Genomic DNA, 18,970 nt, shown 5'->3' with positions numbered 1-18,970 from the left:
GCAGCGTGCATTTCTGGGCCGGCACTCTCGTGCTGGGATTGGCGGTCCTGCGCCTGCTATGGCGGCTGTGGGCCGGCGCGCCCGCGGAAATCGAAGGCAATCGCGTGCTCGCGTTTCTGGCGCGGGTCGCGCATCTCGCGTTGTACGTCTTTATCTTCGCGCAGCCGCTGCTCGGCATCCTGATGACCAATGCCGGCGGACATCCGGTGACGCTGGCCTGGATCAATTTCAATTACACGCTGCTCGGCGCGGATCCGATTGCGCGGCCGTTGCTCAAGACCGCACATGTGTGGCTTGGCAATGCGTTTTACTGGGTGATCGGATTGCATGCGCTGGCGGCGATCGCGCATCATGTGGTGTTCAAGGACCGGACACTGCGGCGGATGGTTTGATCCGCTCCCGGTCTTGTGCCGCGGCACCTGGAACACACCGCCGCGCGGAGTAGCAAAACTCGACTCACGCGGCGCGGCTTCGCTCAGTTGCGCCAGTTCGCTTCATAGAAACGCACGTAGCCGCTCCTCAGCACCAGACATTGCGCCCGCGTTTCCGATAGCAAACGCCGCGTCGCGGCTTCGATCCGCGCGCGGTGCGCGTCGAACGCGCCGACCATGTCCTCCAGACGCGGCGAGGCGGCGCCGAAGTGATCTTCCAGCGCTTCAGCCGTGATCATGCACTCCACCCTTTGCCCATCCACCATCGCCGGGAACGCCAAGGTAAGTTCGCGACCTGAATATTCAGGAGTTTCGTTCGGGAATAGGATCTGCATGGGCGTTCACCTGATGGGTTGGGTGCTGCGCATGGGTTGATTGGTACTGCGCACGCTGGTTGAGTCTGGTCGCACCTGCAGCGCTTTTTTCTCCCTGTCGAATGCCGGTGGCGCGGGTCCGTCACCCCGCCGTGCGAGCCGTTGTACTTCGCGCCCCGCGGAGGTGATTTGATCCACTGTAGACGAGTTCGGGCGCGGCGCAAGTTTTCCTTGTTGTTTGCTCGATTTTGGTGCCGGGCGTGGTCTTTTGCGGCGTCGTTCCTCCCCAGTGCGACGCGGCTCGTCCCCACCGCGCGGCTTTCGCCAGGGTCCTGTTTCGTCCTGTAATATCGGTGTTCGGCCGCATTCGCGTATGTTGCATTGCGCAACGCAACGGCGGGCAACGCCCCCGCCGGGTCCGCTAACCGGAGACATGTCTTGAGCCATCGTCCTGCCACGCCGCCCACTATCGGCCGGCCAGATGTCATCGCGCAAGCTCATGCACGCTCGCTCGAAGTCGGCTTGCGGGCGTCGGAAACACCGGACTTTCATCCGCTGCGCCGCCCCGCGCTGCGCGAGCTCGTCGATCGCAACCAGTCGCTCTATACCCATGCGCTTCCCGTGATGGAGACGCTGCATGCGCAGATCGTCGACACGCAAAGCATGGTGCTGCTCACCGACAATCATGGCGTGATTCTTCACAGTCTCGGTGACAGCGACTTCGTCGAAAAAGCCAACCGCGTCGCGTTGTGTCCGGGCGTGTCATGGGCCGAAGCGGATCGCGGCACGAACGCGATCGGCACCGCGCTCGTCGACGGCCAGCCGACTGTCGTGCACGCCGGCGAGCACTTTCTGCACGCGAATCGCATCCTCACCTGTTCGTGCGCGCCCATCGCGGATCCGTTCGGGCGCACCATCGGTGCGCTCGACGTCAGCGGCGACACACGCGGCTTTCACAAGCACACGCTCGCGCTGGTGCGGATGTCGGCGCAGATGATCGAAAATCATCTGTTCTCCAATCAATTCGTCGACGCCATTCGCATCCACTTTCACGCGCGCGCGGAATTCATCGGCACGCTGTACGAAGGGCTCGCCGCGTTCGCGCCGGACGGCACGTTCCTGTCGGCGAATCGCAGCGCGCTGTTTCAATTCGGGCAGCCGCTCGCCGAGCTGACCCGGCAGCCGTTCGACGCACTGTTCGGCGTGGCGTTATCCCGGCTGTTGCAGCAGATCGCGCGCGTGCCCGGCGAAAATAGTCTGCTGACGCTGCCGAGCGGTGTGCGCGTGGTCGCGCGCGGCGAATTCGCGGCGCCGCGCTATGTGGGTTCGGTTGCCTCGGCAGAAAGCTTTTCCGACGCGGCACGTACGGCCACGTCCCGCGGCACGCGTGCCGCGACCCGGTCCTGCGAACCCGCGCCTCTCGCCACGCTCGAAACGCTCGATACCGGCGACGCGCAAGTTTCCGCCATCCTGCGGCGCGTCGCCAAACTGCGCGGGCGCGATATTCCGATTCTCGTCCTCGGCAAAACCGGCACCGGCAAGGAGTGGCTTGCCCGCGCGATCCATCACGATTCGCCGCGGCGGGCCGCGCCCTTCGTCGCGCTGAATTGCGCGTCGCTGCCCGAAACGCTGATCGAGGCCGAGTTGTTCGGTTACGAGGACGGCGCCTTCACCGGCGCAAAAAAACGCGGCAGCGTCGGCAAGATCGTGCAGGCCGATGGCGGCACCCTGTTCCTCGACGAAATCGGCGATATGCCGCTCGCCCAGCAAGTGCGCCTGATGCGCGTGCTGCAGGAGCGTACCGTCGTGCCGCTCGGCGGCACGCGTGCGATTCCGGTCGATCTGCGCATCGTCTGCGCGACCCACCGCAATCTGCGCACGATGATCGAGGCCGGCTCCTTCCGCGAAGACCTGTATTACCGGATCAACGGCCTGGCGGTGACCCTGCCGCCGCTGCGCGAGCGCAGCGATCTGGCGGCGCTCGTCGAGCGCATGCTGGCGTTGCAGCCGGATGGCGAGCGTTTGCCGCGCCGGGTGTCCGATGAGGTGCTGGAACGGTTTGCGCAATGCCGCTGGCCAGGCAATCTACGGCAATTGGCTAACGTGCTGCGCACCGCGAGCATCATGGCCGAAGGCACGGAACAGATCGAACTCGAGGATTTGCCGGAGGATTTTCTGCAGGATTGCGTCAGTCACGGCGGCACGAGCGCCGCATCTGAAGCAGGTGGCAGTGTTTCGCGGTTCGATCTGGCACGCGCAAATGGCGCGGCGCCGCGCGCGCTCGACACGCCCGCAACGCCCGCCCGTATGGATGAATGGCAATCCACGCTGATCGCCCAAACGCTCGCAAGGCATAGCGGCAATGTCTCGGCGGCGGCACGCGAATTGGGACTGGCGCGCAACACGGTGTACAAGTACTTGCGGCGTAGCGGCACGCATTGAATGGGTCTGCACGCGCGTACTGCGTGGGTGGCTGGATCGGCCTGCGAGCCTGGGAGCGCCGCAGCGCACGACTGCGCGCCACCGTGTACAGTCGAAGTCCGACTTTTTGCGCATTCGCCTCGAATCCACTCATGACTGACAGCCCACGCGCTTTTTCAGTTCGCGTCGAGCCCCTCGGCCAAAGCTTCGAAGCGCCCGACTCGCTCACAATCCTCGAAGCCGCCGGCTTCGCCAACCTGCGTCTGCCGCGCTCGTGCCGCAATGGCACGTGCCGCACCTGCCTCTGCAAAATGACCGCGGGTCGTGTGCGCTACACGATCGAGTGGCCGGGGTTGAGTCGCGAAGAAAAAGCGGAAGGCTATATCCTGCCGTGCGTGGCGATCGCTGAAACCGACGTGGTGATCGAAGCGCCGGACGCGGTTGAATTACAGCCGCGCGGCGAGGCGCATCGCATTCAGCCTTAGCGGCCGTTGCCCATTGCCCGGGCGATTTTCTTGTCGGTGTTGTACTGGCTCAGTGCGTACACCGACCAGATCGCGGCCGGAATCCAGCCGATCAGTGTGATCTGCAGGATCAGGCAGATGATGCCGGCGAACGGCCGGCCAATCGTGAAGAACTGAAACCACGGCAGAATGATGGCAAGCAATAGACGCATTCAGATTTCCTGTTTGTATTGACCTGACGGTGCGCGTTTTTCGGATCCGATCGCCCTTGCAAAAACGCTCGAACGGGCCGGCCTGATTGATGGGTGCAAAACGCGGCACCTTGACGCCTTCCACTTCGACCAGCTCGAAAAACACCGAAGCCGGACGCGTCCAGATCGTATCATTGCTCGCCTTGCAGACGATCATCGTGACCGTCGGATCGGACTCCAGCGTGGCTTCGCAATCAGTTCATAGATGCCACCTTGTAGTATCGATAACGCACCATTTAGCTACTCCTGTCCCGCTTGACGGAATTTCTTGAACGGACCGACGTCCTCTGAGATAGAGCACGTGGTTTTGTTGGGGCCGTCATTTTAAACCCGTGCCGGCCCGAGAAAGATAAGCGCGCGCTCGACGTCGATTTCAGTCGTTCCGGTTCGTCGTAGCAGTAAGGGCCGCTATGATCCTGATTCGATTCGGGTCCGAGCGGCTCCCACAACTCACTCAAGGAGAAAGGACAATGCGCGTCATGGTGATCGTGAAGGCTACAAGCGAATCAGAGGCCGGCAAAATGCCCACCACGGAATTGCTTGCGGCAATGGGCCAATTCAATGAGGAACTCGTCAAGGCCGGCGTGATGCTCGCGGGCGAAGGTTTGCACCCCAGTGCCAAAGGCAAGCGGGTGCGCTTTTCAGGCAGCCGGCGGAGCGTGATCGACGGACCGTTCGCGGAGACCAAGGAACTCGTCGCCGGGTTCTGGCTGTGGCAGGTCAAGTCGATGGAAGAAGCCGTCGATTGGGTCAGGCGCTGCCCCAATCCAATGGAAGGCGAAAGCGAGATCGAGATCCGGCCGGTGTTCGATGCCGATGATTTCGGCGCGGAACTGACGCCGGAGTTGCGTGCCCAGGAAGAGCGTCTGCGCGCTCAGACCGAAGGCGGGGCGAAGCAGCCGCGATAGTGCACGGGGCAATGGATGGCCCCTTGTCATCGCGATTCGAGGGCCCTCAGCCGCCCTCTTTCATCTGCTTCAGAATCTTGTAGACGGTGGCACGCCCCATTGTCAGCACGGCGGCCACATAGTTGGCGGAACTGCGGCCGCGAAACGCGCCTTGTCCGTGCAGCGCCTCGACGATTTCACGCTTGTGTTCGCGCGTGAGCGCATTGATGCCGATTTGCCGCTCGCGCAGCCACGTATGCAGGAAGGTGTTGATCCGGTCTTGCCAGTCGTCGCGAAACAGTTCCTCCGCGGGCGCGTCCGTCAGATTGCCGCCCTTGATGAACAGATCGAGCGTGGAGCGCACATCCTCGAACACCGCAATGTTGAAGTTGATGCACAACATGCCGGCTGGCTTGCCGTCGTCGTCGAACAGGATGTTGCTCACGCAGCGCATGCGGCGGCCGTCCCAATTGAGCTTCTCATACGGCCCGATGGTCCGGCCGCGCGCCGCGTAGTGGACTTCATCCAGCACCGAGGGACCGCCGACTTCGAGCTTCGACAGGTTGTTCACGAGATACGCGATGGTCTGATCGCGCAGGTCGTGAATCACGACTTCGGCGCACGGATAGAACAGCGCCGCGATGCCATCCGCAATGGGTGCGTAGCGGTCCAGCAGCAGATCTTTCACAGGAGGGACAGTTGTCTTGCGCATTGAGAAATCGCAGTGTTCGAGGATGCGGCGCTGGCTTTGCCCTATGAGCCGAAAGCAACTCGGGGCAGTCCAAACGGCGCGCCGAAGTCATGGCCGGCAAGCGGGGCAAGCACAAGGGACAGGCATAACGATGCCGGGCGGCCAAGCGCGGCAACTCGCCATTGTAACGACCCCAACCGGCGGCAGCGACCACGATGGCCTGCTGACACGCGCAGCGGCTATTTTATTGCGGGGCCGCATCGCGCGCGGGGCTTTGATGGCTGCTCGATGACATCCTGCTCACCCGTTCCGCTTGTTGCGTCCGCACCCGGCGATTTTTGTCCGCTTGGCGAGCGATTTTTTTTCGTGCGATAAAGAACCCACTATTCCACGGAGCAAAAGATGGCCACGCTCGAAGCGTTTCGCGCCGTGCTCGATGACAAAGGCACGCCGGAAATCATCCGCAATCACATCATCGATTCGTTGCAATACACGCTGCGCAATCACGGGCAGATTTTTACGTCGAAGGAAGTCGAGTGGCTGGCCGGCTGGGACGATGCGCGCATTCCGCTCGCCGCTTCACGCGAATTGCAAAAGCGCGTTGCCGAAACCGCCCGCTGAAGGCCGCCTGCGCGCTTGCCTCCGCCTGCGCCTGCGCGTTCGCCTCCGCCTTCGCCTTCCCAGTTCAGGGTCCATCAGCACGTCAGCGTCCGTGCTGGCGCTGAATTCGTGCCTCGCGTTCGCGTTGCATTCACGGCGCGACCGCCCACGCGGCGTGACAGTCCTCTCCCGGGATGCCGCGCGCGGCGCCCGTTTCTTGCCCAAAGCCCGCCGGCTGGGCGATTTGCCCGCGCGCAGAACTTTTTGCTATCCAATTAGCCCTATTTAGTGCATCATATTGGAATAGCTGTATTGCGCATCCGTACTATCAGCACTACGCGGGCAATACAAGCGGCAGTACCAAGCACAGTATCAATCGGCGTCTCCGCACCACCCCCGACTGTTCGACCGCTGCCTGTCAGCGATCCCGTCACTCCGGCAATGCGCCGCCTGCATTCGCCGTCGCGAGTTGTGCAGCTGAGTTGTTCAGCTTTTACGCGCCCGATGTCTGCGCGACATCAGCGTGTTTCTTCTCCATCGAATCCGCGACTTTGCGCGGCCGCGCTCATGCCCTTGCCATCGGGCCTGTGCCAACCTTTTTCCATGGCGGCGCGCCCCAGGGTGCTGCGCCGCCGGGCCCGTCGTGCCACGCGTAACACACGTGACACGAGGGCCACGTAATACAGGACACGTGCTTCATGAATTCAGTGGTCAAAACGTACAAGGGTTATGAAATCCACCCGCTCGTCTATCCGCGCCGCCCGGCGGACGGCCAGACGAGCCGCAATCCGGACGCCGGTTACGACGCTTCGGTGCGCATCTGCCGCGTAGGCGCCAATCCGGCGGCCGACGGGCGTGTGTTCCGTCTGCAGTACCTGTTTCCGTTCGACGGCACGGGCAAGGCGCGCATCGCGTGCATGGCCCACGCCGAACAATTGATCGACGGCCGTGTAGACGGCCAGTCCGTTGCCGATCTTTGAGCGGTAATATCAGCGAATCGGCTGTTACCGCAACGCAGCTGGCCTGAAAACCAACTGTCCACCGTATCAGATGTTGTGCCGGGCGGCCTCGCCAAACGACTCAACACCCCTTATCCCATCGACCAGGAGTTATGCATGGCGAAAGAAGAACTGCTTGAACTTGACGGTATCGTCGACGAAGTACTTCCGGATAGCCGTTACCGCGTGACGCTCGACAACGGCGTCGTGGTTGGCGCTTACGCGTCCGGACGCATGCGCAAGAACCATATCCGTATTCTCGCGGGCGACCGCGTGACGCTGGAACTGTCGGTTTACGATCTGACCAAAGGCCGGATCAATTTCCGTCACAAAGACGAGCGCGCCACCGGTGGCGGCGGCGCACGCAATACGCAATTCCGTCGCCGTTAAGGCTGGCGGCACGCTGCCCGCTCATTCAGCTGCTCACTTAGCTGATTTCTGATCGGTGATTGCGTGACCCATCATGGGTTTGTTGTTCGCGAAACGTTTCGCGCGCCTCCTCCGGCTGGACTCGTTGACTCGAGCCTGAGCGGCGCGCCGCGGCGTCGCACGAGCTGCGCACCCTCGCGCACCGCGCTGCGTCCCATCTACCGCGCCCCATCTACTGCGCCCGCTGCGTCTCTTCGCTGCGCCCTTCTTTACACCCCGAGCACCGCGCCGAGATCCTCTTCGGCGGCACGCTTGCGTACCTGCGCGACCACGCGCGCCTCCAACTCCGACAGGTGTTCATGCATCGCCACCAGTGCCGCATGCAGATCGCCGGCGTCGAGCGCTTCGATGATTCGCATGTGCTCGTCCGCGGAGCAGGTCGAAGGGTCGGGGTTGCCGGCGCCGGGCTTGGCGGAACTTTCTCCCTGACACTCGTGACGGCCATGGACCATTCGGCGTACCACGGCGTGGCCGGAAAACTCGTCGCGTTGACGCAAGGGGTCGGCTTTGTTGTTGCGGCCATCGCGCCCGTTTTTGCCGGCATGGTCCGCAGCTGGACGGGCGGGTTCGGAGCCGCCTGGGTCATGCTGGCCGTTAGCATTGCCGCCATGATCATGGTGAGTCTCTTCTTTTCGCCACGCAGTGACGCGAAATGGCATTGAGCGGGGCGGACTTGCTTTGATGCTCGCTTGCTGGCGCGGCAGCCAGCAAGCCTTCGTTTAGCCCCACCGCCGCAACGCGCACCACCCGGTGCGCAATACGCGCAATTCCACGCAACTGCACGCGACTCCCTCGGCCATTCTGGCCATTCCCCTTTCCACCTTGGTCGCCAGACCGATTTGATCCGTTGGCCGGTGCGCGCACACATCAATAGTCTTACGCGACGGGTAAGTTATCTGACGGACAAATAGAAACTCCTGATTGTTTATATCAATCAGGATATTTATGATCTCATTCAAGCTATCCAGCACCCATCCAAACACAAGAACCTGACTGGCTGACAAACAAGCCGCAGAGGGTCACGTACCACCCAGTCGTCACCACCGGTCATTAGTTAGGAATCTTAATCCCGTCTAGAAACAGTCCGCGCCGTCTGATCAGATGATGGCCCCGGGCTGTGACACCACTGATGACCGCAGTACGGCTACTTCATCAAACAGGGGCAATCATTTCTGTATGTCGTACCAGGAATAAAACGTGAAACACAAGAGAGATGAGGGCGTGCGGAACGGCTCTCGTAGAACAACGGCCTACATGGGCGTGCTGTGGTCCAAAGCAGCCGCGCGCAGTGTATTAGCGAGCGCAGCCGGTATTTCGCTTTCGCTCGCACTCGCGGCGTGCGGCGCAAGCAGCGCCAGCGATACGGCTCCCGCAGCTCAAGAGCCGGTCGCGGCGGCGGCAAGCAGTGCAAGCAGCGTCAGTTCGGACACCCTTCCACTGGAAACGGCGCTGAAGATGAATATGACCAGCCTTTCGCCCGACGCGTCCAGCGACCGCTTTATCGTCAAGTACAAAGCCGGCACCGCCGAGCGCGGAGCGGCGTCGGCGGTCCAGTCAAAGCTTGATCGGCTGGCAAACGCTTTCCCGTCGAAGGCGCGCCACATGCGCCGCATGGGCACCGGCGCCGACGTGTTGACAACGGAACGCAAGCTGACGGCGAAAGAGACCAGGGCATTCATGCGCGCTATCGCATCGGATCCTGACGTCGACTATGTCGAACCCGACACGGAGATGTCGACAACCATGGTTCCGACCGATCCGGAGTATTTCAGGCAATGGAGTCTGGCCTCGAACCTGAAACCTGCCACGCCCTATCCGGGCATCCGCGCTGAGAGTGCGTGGGATATGGCTAACGGTTCCGGGTCCGTGATCGCGTTAGTGGATAACGGCGTAACGAGTCATGCCGACCTGGATGCCAACATCCTGCCCGGCTACGATTTCACCGCTAACAACCGCGGCGGCAACGGCAGCAATCCGGGCATCACGACAGAGACGTGTTCGGTCCAGTGGCACGGCACACATGTCGCGGGCATCATGGCCGCGCAGGCCAACAATGGCCTGGGTATCGCCGGCATTGCTTCCGCGGCGAAGGTCGTGCCGGTCCGGGTGATGAACGGGTGCGGGAAAGGCTATACGTCCGATATCGCCGACGGCATCGTCTGGGCCGCGGGCGGCAGTATTCCGGGCGTGCCCGCCAACGCCCACCCGGCCAGGGTCATCAATGTGAGCCTGGGTGGTAACGGAATCTGCGAAACGACATTCCAGAACGCGATCGACTATGCAGTCAGTCAGGGTGCCGTGGTGACCGCGGCAGCGGGCAACGATCAGACCAGCGCGACGAATTTCGAACCCGCGAATTGCCGCAACGTCATCAATGTCGGCGGTAGTAATCGCTATGGCGCAAGGTGGATCGGTTCGAACTTCGGCGCGAGTGTCGATCTCGCGGCGCCGGCCGACTCGATCTGGTCCACTTACAACAGCGGGACCATGGCGCCGCGGGCTGAAGCCTATGCGTTCATGAACGGCACGTCGATGGCGACGCCCATGGTCAGCGCCGTTATCGCGCTCGCCCAGTCTGTGGCGCCCACGCCTCTGAGCGCCGCGGAAATGCGAACCCTGCTCGCACAGAATGCGCAGCCCTTTCCCACCGGTCAACCGGATCAGGCGCTCGGGCGCGGCATTCTGGATGCGAACGCAACTGTCGTTGCCGCGAGATCCGGAAAGATTCCCGCCGCGGCGGACTTCAAGTGCACGGAAAGTCCGACGCTGATGCAAGTGTCATGTACCGACCTCTCTACCGCGCGGGGTGTGCCCATCAAGTCATGGTCGTGGAATTTCGGCGCGGGTGGCGCCGATCTGACGCGTGCGCAATCGGTCAATCCAACCGTGAACTACGACTATCCCGGCATTTACGAAATCACCCTCACCGTGACGGATAACACCGGGGCCGTTAGCCGCCTGACGCGCCCGTTCCGGGTCATCCCACCGGCCATTACCGACATCAGCCCCAATGTTCCGACAACGTTCTCGGCATCCTCAGGCGATATGCGGTATTTCGCACTGGACGTTCCTGCCGGCGTAAAGAGCCTCACTTTCAGCCTTGCACCCGGCGCCAACGGCGAAACCGGAACGCTGTATCTGAGAGCGGGCACGCCTTCCGTGCTTCACCCTGAGTGCGGGACCGTCTGGACCAAGGGTGCGAATGCGACCTGCACGCTCTCCAAGCCGGCGTCAGGGACTTACTACGGCATCGTGAGTGCCACTAACGCAACCGTGCGCGGCGCTTCCGTTCTGGCGTCTTATACACAATAAGACGGCGACCACGGAATGACATCCCCGCCCCTGCCGCGGACCGCAGGGGCGACCCGCCGCGCACGACAAGCCTGTATCAGGACCTCCTTTTGATTTTCAGAATTCCCCGTTTCAAGAACGATGACAGAGACGTCGAGGCGCTCGTCACGCGCGCGGACGCGCATTTTTCCGCCCGGCGTATGACAGAGGCGATCGTCGCTTACCGGAAGGTGCTCAGCGTGCGCCCACGCGACGCTCACGCGTTGCATCGCCTGGGACTCGCGTGCGTTCATACCAACGACATGGAGCAGGCTCGCGGCTACCTGGAGCAGGCACTGCAGGTCGCCCCGGAGCGGGCTGACATAGGGGAGCATGCGGGCCTGCTTGCTGCGTCGATGGGCGATCACACATCGGCTGAAGCGTTCTATCGGCGCGCCATCCGCCTTGCAGGGAGTACGGCCAGTCTTCACAGGAACCTCGCAGATTGTCTGCGGCAAGGCGGCCACCTCACGGAGGCGATCACCCACTATGAGAAGTCGATTGATATCGAACCGGGGTTGCACCATGCGCTGCGGGCTCTCGCCCGCATCCATGCGCAACTCGGGCAGCCCGAGCGCGCCGTGCACTATTGGCACCGCGCATGGACGCTCGATCCGGGCAGCCTGGATGATGGACTCGGGTTGATTACCGTACTCGCAAAGGCCGCCCATACGCACCAGCTTGCCGATGCGATCACACGGATACGAACCCGCTTTGCCGGCGACGCCACCGCACTGAAAGCGCTAGCCGTCGTACTGAACACAAGCGATCGTTTCGACGACGCGCTCAGTGTCGCAAGGCAAGGTCTCGCTATCGATCCGCACCACGCGCTCCTGCATCACAACGCGGCGCGCGCACTCAGCATAAGCGGCAGGGTCGCAGAGAGCCGGCCGCACAGCATGGAAGCGGCACGGCTTCTGCCCGATAACCCACACATGCAATTTCATCTTGCGGGCGTGCTGCTCGCTCTGGGCGAATTCGAAGAAGGCTGGAAGCGATACAAATGGTTCCATGACCTGCCGGACAGGCAGACGGAGCGAGTCCGGCCCGTCTTTCGCGAATGGAAAGGGGAAGCCGTTGGGGGTTGCCGGTTTCTGCTCGTGGGCGAACAAGGGCTCGGCGATCAGATCCAGTTCATCCGATTCGCCGAATGGCTGCATCGGCAACACGCCACCGTCGATGTACTCGTCAGCGAGCCGGTCGCGGCACTGGCCAGCCGTATGACGGGCGTGCGAGCCGCATTCACCACCATGCCGGCCGGACCGTACGACTACTGGTGCACGATGCTAAGGATGCCGGAACATATGAAACTCGCCGTGCCGATGCTCCCCGTCGCCATGCGGTATCTGACAGCGGCGCCGGAAAAGCGGCGCCAATGGCAGGCTCGTCTCGAAACGATTTCGTCGGACGGGACGCACGCCGAAAATAAACGCGTCGGCGTGGTATGGGCGGGCAGTCCAAACCATGCACTCGACCGTTACCGGTCTATTCGGCTAGCTGCACTACGGCCGCTGTTTGGACTTAGCGGGATCACGTGGTATTCCGTGCAAAAAGGCGACCGCGAGCGTGAAAGCGAAGGCCTGGCACATGAGTACGAGTTGCACACGCTGGGCCCCGCAATCAACGACTTCACCGACACGCTGGCAATCCTGCAGACCCTCGATCTGCTGATTACCGTCGACACGTCGGTGGCTCATCTCGCCGGTGCGGCCGGACTTCCCGTTTGGGTGCTAGTCCCCGCCTATTCGGAGTGGCGATGGCTGACCGGCAGAACGGATAGCCCATGGTATCCGTCAATGCGCCTGTTCCGGCAGCGGGAACTCGGTGAGTGGGATCCCGTTGTCAAAGACGTGCGGGCCGCGCTGCAACTGTGGCGTGACGCACCGGCAGCCAGGCCTTGCGTTCATTGAATTTTGTCTCGCCGCCGGTAGCGCCTGGCTGACGGTGCCGGCGCGCGTAGCGCTGCGCCGATGTCGCCCCGCTCGTGCTGCGTGAGCCGCTCACGCTAACGTCACGCTGAGTTGCACCTGCTCGGTGCTTAGCTTTTCATGCGCCGCTTCGGTGCATGTCTTACTCATGCCCCGCGCGGGTGCGACCCCTCGTGCCGTCTGTTTGCCAGTCCCATGCGCAAGCCCCTGATTGCGTTGCCCTCGATGCAATCACTCAGCACTGGCATACAGGTTGCTTTATCGATAGTCAGCCGTCGATAAACCCACCCCCATGCTGCGCGTTCTCCTCGTAACCGATACCGACAAGCCGATAGGCGATCTGCGCGACGCCCTTGCACGACTTGGCTACGAGATGCTGGCCGGCACGGCGACGCCGCAAGCGCTGCACCGCGTGGTTCAAAGCGAACGGCCGGACGTCATCATCATCGATACGGAATCGCCGTCGCGTGACACGCTCGAACAACTCGCGGTCATGAATGCCACCGCGCCACGTCCGGTCCTGATGTTCAGTCACGACGCGAACCAGCAGCTAATCCGCGACGCGGTGGGCGCCGGCGTCACGGCCTACCTCGTCGAAGGCCTCGCCACCGAACGGCTCGCGCCGATTCTCGAAGTTGCGCTCGCACGCTTTGCGCAGGAGTCGCAGTTGCGAGAACGCCTCGCGCAAGTCGAGAACGAACTCACTGAGCGCAAGCTGATCGATCGCGCCAAACGCCTGCTGATGGATCAACAGAAGCTCACCGAACCCGCCGCGTACGCCAATCTGCGCAAGCGCGCAATGAACCAGGGCGTCAAGCTCGCCGAAGTCGCGCGTGCCGTCATCGCGTCGGCGGATTCGCTCAAATGAAGCGCCGCCTATGAACTCTGCCGCCTCCCACCCCCTATGGTCCGCGTCCGCGGGCCTCGAGAAAACCCATCTGCGGCTCGGCTTTGTCGCACTGTCCGATGCCGCGCCGCTCGTCGCCGCGAAGCTGCTCGAGTTCGGCCACGCCCATGGATTGACGCTGGAGTTGTGCCGGCAGCCGTCATGGGCCGCCGTGCGCGACAAACTGCTGTCGGGCGATCTCGATGCGGCGCATGCGCTCTACGGTCTTGTCTACGGCGTGCAACTCGGCCTCGGCGGTCCGCAAACGGATATGGCCGTGCTGATGGTGCTCAATCGGAACGGCCAGGCGATCACGCTCTCGAATCGCCTCGCCGATGCATGGGCCGAACACGGCACCTTGCCCCAGGCGTTGGCGACGCTCGGCCGCAAGCCGGTCTTCGCGCAGACCTTTCCCACCGGCACTCACGCGATGTGGCTGTACTACTGGCTCGCGTCGCAACGCGTGCATCCGTTGCGCGATATCGAGAGCGTCGTGATTCCACCGCCGCAAATGGTCGCCGCGCTCGCTGAGGACAAACTCGATGGCCTGTGCGTCGGCGAACCGTGGAACGCGATGGCTGAGGCGCGGGGCGTCGGCAGGACGGTCGCCTATACGAGCGAAGTGTGGCCGGATCATCCCGAGAAAGTGCTGGCGTGCCGGCGCGATTTTGTCGGCGCGAATCCCAATGCGGCGCGAGCGCTGGTGCGGACCATGCTCGAAGCGTGCCGCTGGCTGGACGGTGCGGGACATCGCGAGGAGATTGCGCGCTGGCTCGCGCGCCCCGAGTTCATCGGTATCGATGAAGCGCTGATCGCGGCGCGGCTCGGCAACGACATCGCCGGCTCAGCGCGGCAGGGGCAGCCCGTGCGGTTCTTCGACGACGGCGCGGTGAACTACCCGCGCGCCGCCGACGGTGCGTGGTTCCTCACGCAGTTCGATCGCTGGGGCATGATCGACGCCCGCGCGGATTATGCGCAAATCGCGGCGCAAATCAATCAGACGCAGTTGTATCGCGATGCCGCGGCGCAAGTCGGAGTGGCGGTGCCAGACGACGAGCATTCTCATATACTGATGGACGGCAAGGTGTGGGGCAACGACACGGTATCCATGGCTTACGCGCAAAACTTCGCGATCCGCGCATAGCGTTGTGGTTGCGATCGCGGGTGCGCTTTCACGCTGGGTCGATTGCGTATCACGCAGCCCACATCACTAGCCTGCGTCACTAGCCCGCATCACGAGCCGACGGTGAGGAACGCCATGCCACAAACAAGCAGTGAGTCCAGCAAGACGTTTCGCCAACGCCTGCTATGGTTCGTTGGATTATGGGTGCTCGGTGTCGCCGGGACGGCACTCCTCGTGCTCCCGTTTCATCTTCTGATTTCCGCCGCCATGCATCACTAGCGTCAACACACCGTCCTGACGCCTGCGCGTGCGCGCATGACATGTCGTGCTCAGTGCTGCTCAAGTGTGGTGGGTAACTGTCCAAGTTGCCGGAACACAGACAGCCAGTCTTCGAGGTGCCATGTTTTCGCAATCAGGTTTCCGCGCATCTGGTGAAAAGAGTGAATCGCGAAATGAATGTGTTTGGAACTTGCGGCAATGCCGAGCAGTTTCCCCGTTTGAGTGCCATTGATCTCCGCGCGAACACCCACCCGGTCCCCATGAATCAGCAGGTCGAGAATGGTGACCTTCATATCGGGAAGTGCGGCAGCGATGTCGGCGAACATCGGCACCATCGGGCGGGTCCCAGCGCCACTCCGGGGGGCTCCGGAATATATTCCCAATCCGGCGTGACGACCTTTCGTAACGACTCAACGCTTCTCTGCTCGATGGCGCGATAGAACGCGTCGATCGCCTGACGAGTGATATCTTCGCTGGCAGTGCTGGTCATGTTCGGTTACTCCTGAAGAACGCTCACGGCAAAGTCTGGCCCGAACCATTCTGCACGCGTGCCGGCGTCCGCGTTGCTAGCGGACGTCCGCGGCGGTACGCATCTGGTTTGTTTCAAAGTCTACATCGACGAGCATGCGCACGCTTCGCGCTCGTGATCACGCAAGCGGTTTGCGAAAAACGCTCCTACCATAACCGAGCACGATATTGTCGACTTCAAACGGTGACGCCTCCTGCGCCTCGAGAATGAACGCAACGTGGCCGGCGGTCAGTTTGCTGGATATCGACGCGACCAGTTCGCCGTCAAGCGTGTCCTTGATCGCATGCTCAGCCAGTCCACCGCTCGCCCCGATCGTGAAGCCGACTCCTTGTCTCTCCGACTCTATCCATCAAAGATAGTGACTTTCGCAAGGCGCGCCAATTTTTCAGTCCCGGGAACCGCAGGGGTGCCGCGTTGCGAATGGTTGGGACTCGTATGGCTTCGACTACGCTATGCGAACTGATCCACAGCCTTGGCGCGGTTTCCATAAAGTGGCCGGCCGGTATAACATCTGCTGACGTAGCGAGCGCCAACCCTGTCACAGGGTTTTGCGCTCCTCTTGATGGCCAAGCATCACTGCGCGAGTGCCTGTGGCAAGCGCGGCTGCAAATGTGCTTCATGTCATTCGCTCAAAATATTTACGCCCGCCTCGGGCCGGCGATCACGAAGGCGCTAAGACATTCGTTCCATTCCGCCGAATCAGTAACCCCGTTCGCCGCAGCCGATCGAGCTGATGATGGAGAACATGTTCGTCGGGCGGCCCCCGGGCAACTACGACCGGCTGTTGGACTATAGCCGCGCGGTCACGGGCAGTCTGTTCTTCGTGCCGTCGGCCACCCTGCTCGAGGCGCTCCCGGATCGCGATCCGCAAGCCGCGCCCGCAGCAGAGCAAGCACCCGAACCGCCTTCATCCACCGAGCCGGGTCACGACGGCTCGCTGAATATTGGCTCTCTCAAGGGAATCTCCCAACATGAATAACCTGCATCGCTGCATCCTGGCGAAGAGTTGTCGATTGGTTACACGAGCCATACCGACACGGTAGTGCGCCTTTCTCTGCGCGAGACGCTGACCTTCCCGATGCTGTCGAGCGAAGCATCGGTATCGTTGACGCAAGCGGAATAGAGCGCGGGCAGCGCCTTAATCTCAGTGGTAGCCGGCGTCCCCTTCTCGCACCTTGCCGCGGAACACGCGATACTGCATGAAGTTGTAGACGAGGATGACCGGCAGCACGATCACGGTGCCGACCAGTGTAAACAGCTGGCTCGAGTGGCTCGACGACGCTTCCCAGATCGTCAGTGAAGGGGGCACGATGTTCGGCCAGATGCTGATCAGCAGGCCACTGTAGCCAAGAAAGCTCAGCGCGAGCGTGAGAAGGAACGGGGTCGCTTCGTGCTGCAGGCGTAAAGTGCGAAAGATGCCCCACACGCATGCAATGACCAGGATCGGCACCGGCAGAAACCAGCCGAGATTGCCGCTGCCAAACCAGCGGTGGGCAACCGCGGGTAAGCCGATCACGGTCCACAGACTCACCACGGCGATCACGCCAAGCAGAACGCTCACGAGCGGGCGCATCACCTCGCGCATCTTGTGCTGCAACTCGCCGTCCGTCTTCAGGATGAGCCAGCCGCAGCCGAGCGTCGCATAGGTGAAGAGCACGCCGATTCCACAGAACAGGCTGAACGGCGAGAGCCAATCGAACGGGCCACCGGCGAACCGGCCATCCACGATCTTGATGCCCTGCAGCAGCGACCCCAGCACGATGCCCTGGCAGAACCCCGCGAGCGCGGAACCGCCAATGAAAGCGAGGTCCCATGCATGTTGGGTTCTCACGGCCTTCGCACGCAGTTCGAACGCCGCCCCGCGAAAGATCAGGCCGACCACCATCAAGATCAGCGGGAGATAGTTCGCGGGCAGCAGCGTTGAATAGACCCCTGGGAACGCGCCATAAAGGCCGGCGCCGCCGAGCACAAGGAATGTTTCGTTACCGTCCCAGACCGGCGCGATGGTGTTGACCATCACTTGCCGATCGCCCTTCCCCTCGAAGAACGGAAACAGCAGGCCGATGCCGAGATCGAAACCGTCCAGCATCACGTAGATGAAAACGCCGAGTCCGATGATCGCGGCCCACACAACGGGAAGATCGATTTGCATGGCGTCACTCTCCTTTCGGCGTGGCCGGTGCGTCTAGCGCATCCAGCGGGCGATTGCGCAACACCGGATGCTGGCGGGACCCGCGCCGTTCGCTTTGCTCCTCGGGCCCGCGCTTCATCATCTTCAACATGTAGTAGACACCCATGCCGAACACCAGGAAATACACCAGCACAAAGATCAGCAATGAAACGCCCGCTTGCTGCGCACTGATCGGTGACAGGGAGTCGGCGGTACGCAGGACACCGTAGACCGTCCAGGGTTGGCGGCCGACCTCCGTCGTGACCCACCCGGCCAATAGCGCCACGATTCCAGAAGGCCCCATGCACAGCACGAAACGCTGATACCAGCGTGTTTCGTAGAGGCGCCCACGTACTCTGAGCAGCAGCCCAAGCAACGCGGTCAACAGCATCAACATGCCAAGCCCTGCCATGATCCGGAAGGTCCAGAACACGATCGGCGAATACGGGCGATCTTCCGGCGGAAAATCTTTCAGGCCGCGAATCTCGCCGTCCCAACTGTGCGTCAGGATCAGGCTGCCCAGATGCGGTATCTGGATCGTATAGCGCGTCACCTCGGCGTCCATGTCAGGCAAACCGACCAGATTGAGCGCGGTGCCACCCTTCTCGGTTTCCCAGAGCCCTTCAATCGCAGCGATCTTGGCCGGCTGATATTTGCGGGTGTTGAGGCCGTGCGCGTCGCCGACGAAAATCTGTACCGGCGTCAGAACAAGCAGGATCCACAGCGCCATCGAAAAGCTACGCGTGACCGGTTTGTCGCGCCGGCCCTGCAACAGATGCCACGCGCCACACGCGGCCACCATGAAGCCCGCGACAATGAATGCGGCGATCGTCATATGCGCGAGGCGATACGGAAACGACGGATTGAAAATCACCTTCATCCAGTCGACCGGTACGATACGGCCATTCTCGATAGCGAATCCTTGCGGCGTCTGCATGAAGCTATTCGACGCGAGAATCCAGAAGGTTGAAATGAGCGTGCCCGCCGCGACCATCAGCGTGGCGAAGAAATGCGCGCGAGGACTGACACGTTGCCAGCCAAACAACATGACCCCGAGAAAACCGGCCTCGAGAAAGAACGCTGTCAGCACTTCATAAGTCAGAAGCGGACCCGTGATGTTGCCGGCAATGCTGGAAAACGCACTCCAGTTGGTGCCGAATTCGTAGGCCATCACCACACCCGAGATCACCCCCATGCCGAAGCCGACCGCGAAGATCTTCGACCAGAACAGGAACATGT

The 18,970-nt window shown here is 62.0% G+C and carries 20 protein-coding genes and 3 pseudogenes; 14 read left to right on the top strand and 9 right to left on the bottom strand.

Annotation, left to right across the window (positions count from 1 at the left end):
• A partial coding sequence (locus tag QOC89_RS11480; protein ID WP_323045121.1) for a cytochrome b occupies window positions 1–392 on the top strand: 392 nt, incomplete at its 5' end.
• Between the two features lie 83 nt (window positions 393–475).
• On the opposite strand, the gene QOC89_RS11475 is transcribed toward QOC89_RS11480, so the two are convergent.
• Window positions 476–766: a DUF1488 domain-containing protein gene (locus QOC89_RS11475; protein ID WP_028194698.1), complete on the bottom strand. Its 291-nt coding sequence runs from the start codon at window positions 764–766 to the stop codon at window positions 476–478.
• 417 nt (window positions 767–1,183) lie between these two features.
• Between QOC89_RS11475 and QOC89_RS11470 the strand changes: the two genes are divergently transcribed.
• On the top strand, window positions 1,184–3,187 hold the full coding sequence (locus tag QOC89_RS11470; protein ID WP_323045120.1) for a sigma-54-dependent Fis family transcriptional regulator: 2,004 nt from the start codon (window positions 1,184–1,186) through the stop codon (window positions 3,185–3,187).
• 131 nt (window positions 3,188–3,318) lie between these two features.
• Window positions 3,319–3,651 (top strand): 2Fe-2S iron-sulfur cluster-binding protein, encoded by a 333-nt coding sequence (locus QOC89_RS11465; RefSeq protein WP_323045119.1) that lies wholly within the window; start codon window positions 3,319–3,321, stop codon window positions 3,649–3,651.
• On the opposite strand, the gene QOC89_RS11460 is transcribed toward QOC89_RS11465, so the two are convergent.
• Both QOC89_RS11460 and QOC89_RS11455 read right to left on the bottom strand, forming a co-directional pair.
• On the bottom strand, window positions 3,648–3,842 hold the full coding sequence (locus QOC89_RS11460) for a YqaE/Pmp3 family membrane protein (protein ID WP_028194701.1): 195 nt from the start codon (window positions 3,840–3,842) through the stop codon (window positions 3,648–3,650). The two genes, QOC89_RS11465 and QOC89_RS11460, sit on opposite strands and share 4 nt — an antisense overlap.
• Before the next feature lie 85 nt (window positions 3,843–3,927).
• Window positions 3,928–4,117, bottom strand: a pseudogene (locus QOC89_RS11455) (DUF1653 domain-containing protein); the annotation flags it as partial.
• A 234-nt stretch (window positions 4,118–4,351) separates the two neighbouring features.
• On the opposite strand from QOC89_RS11455, the gene QOC89_RS11450 reads away from it, so the two are divergent.
• Entirely contained in the window at window positions 4,352–4,789 is a 438-nt protein-coding gene (locus QOC89_RS11450) for a YciI family protein (RefSeq protein WP_323045118.1), read from the top strand.
• Window positions 4,790–4,835: 46 nt separating this feature from the next.
• Here QOC89_RS11450 and QOC89_RS11445 read toward each other — a convergent pair whose 3' ends face one another.
• The gene (locus tag QOC89_RS11445) at window positions 4,836–5,480 is read right to left on the bottom strand and encodes a helix-turn-helix transcriptional regulator (protein WP_323045117.1); all 645 of its coding nucleotides are present in this window, start codon (window positions 5,478–5,480) and stop codon (window positions 4,836–4,838) included.
• Between the two features lie 381 nt (window positions 5,481–5,861).
• Here QOC89_RS11445 and QOC89_RS11440 point away from each other — a divergent pair, with 381 nt between their 5' ends.
• The 3 genes from QOC89_RS11440 to infA all read left to right on the top strand — a co-directional run bounded on the left by QOC89_RS11440 (window position 5,862) and on the right by infA (window position 7,447).
• The gene (locus QOC89_RS11440) at window positions 5,862–6,080 is read left to right on the top strand and encodes a hypothetical protein (protein ID WP_323045116.1); all 219 of its coding nucleotides are present in this window, start codon (window positions 5,862–5,864) and stop codon (window positions 6,078–6,080) included.
• Between the two features lie 677 nt (window positions 6,081–6,757).
• Entirely contained in the window at window positions 6,758–7,039 is a 282-nt protein-coding gene (locus QOC89_RS11435; RefSeq protein WP_035557986.1) for a hypothetical protein, read from the top strand.
• A 135-nt stretch (window positions 7,040–7,174) separates the two neighbouring features.
• The gene (infA, locus tag QOC89_RS11430) at window positions 7,175–7,447 is read left to right on the top strand and encodes a translation initiation factor IF-1 (protein WP_012427521.1); all 273 of its coding nucleotides are present in this window, start codon (window positions 7,175–7,177) and stop codon (window positions 7,445–7,447) included.
• Between the two features lie 248 nt (window positions 7,448–7,695).
• Here infA and QOC89_RS11425 read toward each other — a convergent pair whose 3' ends face one another.
• The gene (locus QOC89_RS11425; RefSeq protein ID WP_323045115.1) at window positions 7,696–7,938 is read right to left on the bottom strand and encodes an FCD domain-containing protein; all 243 of its coding nucleotides are present in this window, start codon (window positions 7,936–7,938) and stop codon (window positions 7,696–7,698) included.
• On the opposite strand from QOC89_RS11425, the gene QOC89_RS11420 reads away from it, so the two are divergent.
• The 5 genes from QOC89_RS11420 (at window position 7,930) to QOC89_RS11400 (ending at window position 14,774) form a co-directional block, all read left to right on the top strand.
• Complete coding sequence (locus QOC89_RS11420) at window positions 7,930–8,148, top strand: hypothetical protein (RefSeq protein WP_323045114.1); 219 nt, start codon at window positions 7,930–7,932, stop codon at window positions 8,146–8,148. The genes QOC89_RS11425 and QOC89_RS11420 overlap by 9 nt on opposite strands.
• Window positions 8,149–8,683: 535 nt before the next feature.
• Window positions 8,684–10,798, top strand: a complete 2,115-nt coding sequence (locus QOC89_RS11415; protein WP_323045113.1) for a S8 family serine peptidase — start codon at window positions 8,684–8,686, stop codon at window positions 10,796–10,798.
• A gap of 89 nt (window positions 10,799–10,887) precedes the next feature.
• Complete coding sequence (locus QOC89_RS11410; protein WP_323045112.1) at window positions 10,888–12,726, top strand: tetratricopeptide repeat protein; 1,839 nt, start codon at window positions 10,888–10,890, stop codon at window positions 12,724–12,726.
• A 310-nt stretch (window positions 12,727–13,036) separates the two neighbouring features.
• Window positions 13,037–13,612: an ANTAR domain-containing response regulator gene (locus tag QOC89_RS11405; protein ID WP_323045111.1), complete on the top strand. Its 576-nt coding sequence runs from the start codon at window positions 13,037–13,039 to the stop codon at window positions 13,610–13,612.
• Between the two features lie 10 nt (window positions 13,613–13,622).
• Entirely contained in the window at window positions 13,623–14,774 is a 1,152-nt protein-coding gene (locus QOC89_RS11400; RefSeq protein ID WP_323045110.1) for a CmpA/NrtA family ABC transporter substrate-binding protein, read from the top strand.
• Between the two features lie 308 nt (window positions 14,775–15,082).
• Here QOC89_RS11400 and QOC89_RS11395 read toward each other — a convergent pair whose 3' ends face one another.
• Complete coding sequence (locus tag QOC89_RS11395) at window positions 15,083–15,358, bottom strand: ester cyclase (RefSeq protein WP_323045109.1); 276 nt, start codon at window positions 15,356–15,358, stop codon at window positions 15,083–15,085.
• Window positions 15,322–15,522, bottom strand: a complete 201-nt coding sequence (locus QOC89_RS11390; RefSeq protein ID WP_323045108.1) for a hypothetical protein — start codon at window positions 15,520–15,522, stop codon at window positions 15,322–15,324. Before QOC89_RS11390 ends, QOC89_RS11395 begins: the two co-directional genes overlap by 37 nt.
• Window positions 15,523–16,270: 748 nt before the next feature.
• Here QOC89_RS11390 and QOC89_RS11385 point away from each other — a divergent pair.
• Window positions 16,271–16,540 (top strand): annotated as a pseudogene (locus QOC89_RS11385) (peroxidase); the annotation flags it as partial.
• Between the two features lie 9 nt (window positions 16,541–16,549).
• A pseudogene (locus QOC89_RS11380) lies at window positions 16,550–16,684 on the top strand (bacteriocin); the annotation flags it as partial.
• Window positions 16,685–16,705: 21 nt separating this feature from the next.
• Here the strand turns inward: QOC89_RS11380 and cydB are convergent.
• Together cydB and QOC89_RS11370 are read right to left on the bottom strand one after the other, a co-directional pair.
• Complete coding sequence (gene cydB / locus QOC89_RS11375) at window positions 16,706–17,713, bottom strand: cytochrome d ubiquinol oxidase subunit II (RefSeq protein WP_323045107.1); 1,008 nt, start codon at window positions 17,711–17,713, stop codon at window positions 16,706–16,708.
• 4 nt (window positions 17,714–17,717) lie between these two features.
• Window positions 17,718–18,970: cytochrome ubiquinol oxidase subunit I (locus tag QOC89_RS11370; protein ID WP_323045106.1), on the bottom strand; the 1,253-nt coding region annotated here is incomplete at its 5' end.

It is taken from the genome of Paraburkholderia sp., from assembly GCF_034668105.1.
Taxonomy (GTDB): domain Bacteria; phylum Pseudomonadota; class Gammaproteobacteria; order Burkholderiales; family Burkholderiaceae; genus Paraburkholderia.
This window is presented reverse-complemented; position numbering and strand designations above follow the sequence as displayed.